Source organism: Pontiella sp., assembly GCF_041622395.1.
Taxonomy (GTDB): Bacteria; Verrucomicrobiota; Kiritimatiellia; order Kiritimatiellales; family Pontiellaceae; genus Pontiella.
The window spans coordinates 1-3552 of record NZ_JBFJYW010000347.1 but is presented as its reverse complement, the minus strand read 5'-3'; the positions used below and the strand labels follow the sequence as shown (position 1 = coordinate 3552).

General features: G+C 61.2%; 3 protein-coding genes. All 3 read right to left on the bottom strand.

The window, feature by feature from the left end:
- Positions 1-1002 (bottom strand): xylose isomerase (locus ABYO54_RS15250; RefSeq protein ID WP_372809095.1); only part of this gene is annotated, 1002 nt, incomplete at its 3' end.
- A gap of 219 nt (positions 1003-1221) precedes the next feature.
- Entirely contained in the window at positions 1222-2952 is a 1731-nt protein-coding gene (locus ABYO54_RS15245) for a sodium:solute symporter (RefSeq protein WP_372809094.1), read from the bottom strand.
- Between the two features lie 12 nt (positions 2953-2964).
- Positions 2965-3552 (bottom strand): FGGY-family carbohydrate kinase (locus tag ABYO54_RS15240; protein ID WP_372809093.1); only part of this gene is annotated, 588 nt, incomplete at its 5' end.

The following is a 3552-nucleotide window of genomic DNA, read 5'->3' as shown; positions in this document are numbered from 1 at the left end:
GGCTTCGAGAATCACCAGCATCGCTTCCACGGATTCGCGGATGCTGACCGGGAATTCATCGGTGTCCCATCCGTTCTGGTAGTCGCCGCGGTTGGCGTCGATGCTGCCGAGCATGTTGTTGTCGGCCGCCACCTGCAGGTCGTGCTGGAAGGTGTGCTGCGCGAGCGTGGCGTGGTTGACTTCGACGTTGAGCTTGAAGTCGTCGGCGAGGCCCTGCGCGTTCAGGAAGCCGACGACGGTCGCGGCGTCGAAGTCGTACTGGTGCTTGCTCGGCTCCATCGGCTTGGGCTCGATGAAGAAGTTGCCCTTGAAGCCCTGGCCGCGGGCGTAGTCGCGCGCCATGCGCAGGAAGTTGCCGAGGTTGTCGAGCTCCTGCTTCATATTGGTGTTGAGCAGGCTCATGTAGCCTTCGCGGCCGCCCCAGAAGACGTAGTTTTCGCCGCCGAGCTTGATGGTGGCATCGAGTGCGTTCTTCAGCTGCGCGCCGGCGTAGGCGACGGTGTTGAAGTCGGGGTTGGTGCCGGCGCCGTTCATGTAGCGCGGGTTGGAGAAGAGGTTGGCCGTGCCCCAGAGCAGCTTGACGCCGGACGCGGTCTGCTTTTCTTTCGCGTAGTCGGTGATCATTTCGAGACGCTTGGTGGACTCGGCGAAGGTGGCGCCTTCCTCGACGAGGTCGTAGTCGTGGAAGCAGTAATAGGGAGCGCCGACCTTGGTGATGAATTCGAACGCGGCGTCCATTTTGTTTTTCGCGCGGGTCTCGGCGTCGGCGCCGGCGAACCACGGGAAGGCATGGGTGCCGCCGCCGAACGGGTCGCCGCCGGTTCCGCAGAACGTATGCCAGTAGGCAATGGCGAACCGCAGGGTTTCCTTCATCGTCTTGCCGCCGACCACGGCGTTTTCGTCGTACCATTTAAACGCGAGCGGGTTGTCGCTCTCGCGGCCCTCGAAGGCAATCTTGCCGATGCCCGGGAAATATTCGGTGTTTCCGGTTACAATACTCATTTTTTACTCTCCTTGTTCATACATGCCATCTTCCGAAGAAGCGGCTACTTGTTCAGTTCAAAGACCACTGCGCAAAGGCTTCTGCCCGGCAGCTCCACATTCGTTTTTTGCCCGGCCAATTCAATGTCCATCGACATCGCGGCAGCGCTGGCTTTTTTTGATATTCATTCGGTTTTCACTCATTTTTATCTCTTTCGTTTTAGATCGGTTTCAGGCAGGTCATCCCTTCAGCCAGAAGCTGAAGTAGAGGTACATGCCCAGCACCAGCGCAAGGGAGGCCGCAGTCAAAATCACATCGAATTTACCGATGCTGGAGCGAACATCCTGCTTGTCCAGCGAGGCATAGGTGAGCCCCTTGATCGACTCCGCGTCCTGCGCGGGCGAAAGCAGCGAAACGAGCACCACCGTTCCAATGCTGATGACAAACAGCACGCCGGAGAAATAGAGGAAGCTGAAGTCGGCCAAGTTGGCCAGGAAGGTTCCGGATGCGCCCTTCCCTTCTCCGTAGATCGCCTGGACGGTGAGCTTGAACATGCCGAGCAAGAACCCCGAAACGAGTCCCCACATGGCGCCCTTTGAGTTGATCCGTTTCCAGAACAGCCCGAGCAGGAAGACGGCGGTGATCGGCGGGGCGAGGTAGCCCTGCACGCTCTGCAGATACTGGTAGAGGCCGCCGCCGGCCACTTTATACATGACCGGAATCCAGGCCATGCCGAGCAACACGATGATGGTGGTGGCGAAACGCCCGACCGTCACCAGATGCTTTTCCGATTGGTTCGGCCGAAGCTTTTCGTAGATGTCGACCGTGAACAGCGAGGCGCAGGAGTTGAACAACGAGGAAAGCGAGCTCATCAGCGCCGCCAGCAAGCCGCCGACCACCAGGCCGCGCAAGCCGGGCGGCAGCAGACTCATCACCATGGTGGCAAACACCTGGTCGCCATCGATGGCGGAGACGGTCACGCCGTCGACCACCTTGGCCGGAATCGCCATCAGGCCCTTCTGGTTGAGCGCCCAGCCGATCAGGCCGGGAACGAGGAAGATCATGACCGGCCAGACTTTAAGGAACGCGCCCCAGATGGCGCCGCGCCGGGCCTGCTGCAGGTTTTTCGCCGCCAGGGTGCGCTGCACGATGTACTGGTCGGTGCACCAATACCAAATGCCGATGATCGGCGAGGCAATCAGGATCCCCGCCCACGGGAAGTCGCCGTTCTTCCACCACGGGATGTCCGAGCCGGCCTGAACCATGGGGCGCCACAGCGCCATTTCGGCGGCACGGTCGCTGCAGACCGCCTGGAGTTCCCCCCAGCCGCCGAGCGCCTTCAGCCCGAAGAAGGTGATGAAGAACGAACCGATCAGGAGGATGAACGCCTGGGCGGTATCGGTGAAGAGCACGGCGCGCAAGCCGCCGAAGACGGTGTAGATGCCGGTGAGGATGACGGTGGAAAACGCCCCGATCCAGAACGGACCCCAGACCTGCCCGAACAGGGTCAACTGCAGATCGGGAAGCAGCGTACGGAAGACGATGGCGCCGGCATACACCGTCACGGAAACCTTGGTGAACACATAGGCCACCAGCGAGACGACGGAAAGAATCCAGCGGACCTTCGAGTCGAACCGCTTTTCCAAGAACTCCGGCATGGTGAAGACCTTGGCCCGGTAGTAGAAGGGAACGAATACCCAGCCGAGCAGCAGCATGACCCAGGCATGCATTTCCCAGTGCGCCATCGCCATGCCGGTCGAGGCCCCCGAGCCCGCCAACCCAACGATGTGCTCCGAACCGATGTTGGAGGCGAACAGCGAGCCGCCGATCACAAACCAGCCCATGTTCCGCCCGGCCAAGAAATAATCCGCCGAGGTATCCTGCTTTTTCGAAGACCACCACACCACCACGACCAGCGCCGCGAAGTAGAGCCCAATCACCAACCAGTCCAAGCCAGCCAACCCATTCATTCCGGATCTCCCTTAGTTCGATTCCGCCAACGCCTGCTCCAAACGGCGCTTCCAGGCGGCATAGGCCGCTTGGTAATCGCCCGCACCCGGTTCGATTCTCTTTTTCAGATCGAGCTGGGCGAACGCCGCTTCCAGCGACGGGAAAATCCCGGCGCCGAAACCCGCGCCCCGGGCGGCGCCGAGGGCGCCGTCGGTTTCGTACAGCTCGATCGTGGCGCCGCTGACCCCCGCGAGCGTATCGCAGAAAATTTTGCTCATGAACATGTTGGCGAATCCGGCGCGAATGGTTTTGAGCTCGATGCCGGTTTCGGCCATCACCTCCATGCCGTACATGAACGAGAAGACGATGCCCTCCTGCACGGCGCGGCAGATCTGCGATCGGTCGTGGCGGTTGAAGTCGAGCCCGCCGATCTGCGCGCCGACGTTCCGGTTGCCGAGCACGCGCTCGGCCCCGTTGCCGAACGGCAGGACGGTCACGCCGTCGGATCCGATGGCGACCGATTCGGCCAACCGATCCATCTCCTTGTAGGAGAGGTCGCCCAGCAGCCGCTTGGTCCACGCGTTGAGGATGCCGGCGCCATTGATGCAGAGCAGCACGCC

Excerpts from the sequence above, each read along its gene's own strand:
- ABYO54_RS15245 (WP_372809094.1), bottom strand. The coding sequence starts at position 2,952 with ATGAATGGGTTGGCTGGCTTGGACTGGTTGGTGATTGGGCTCTACTTC.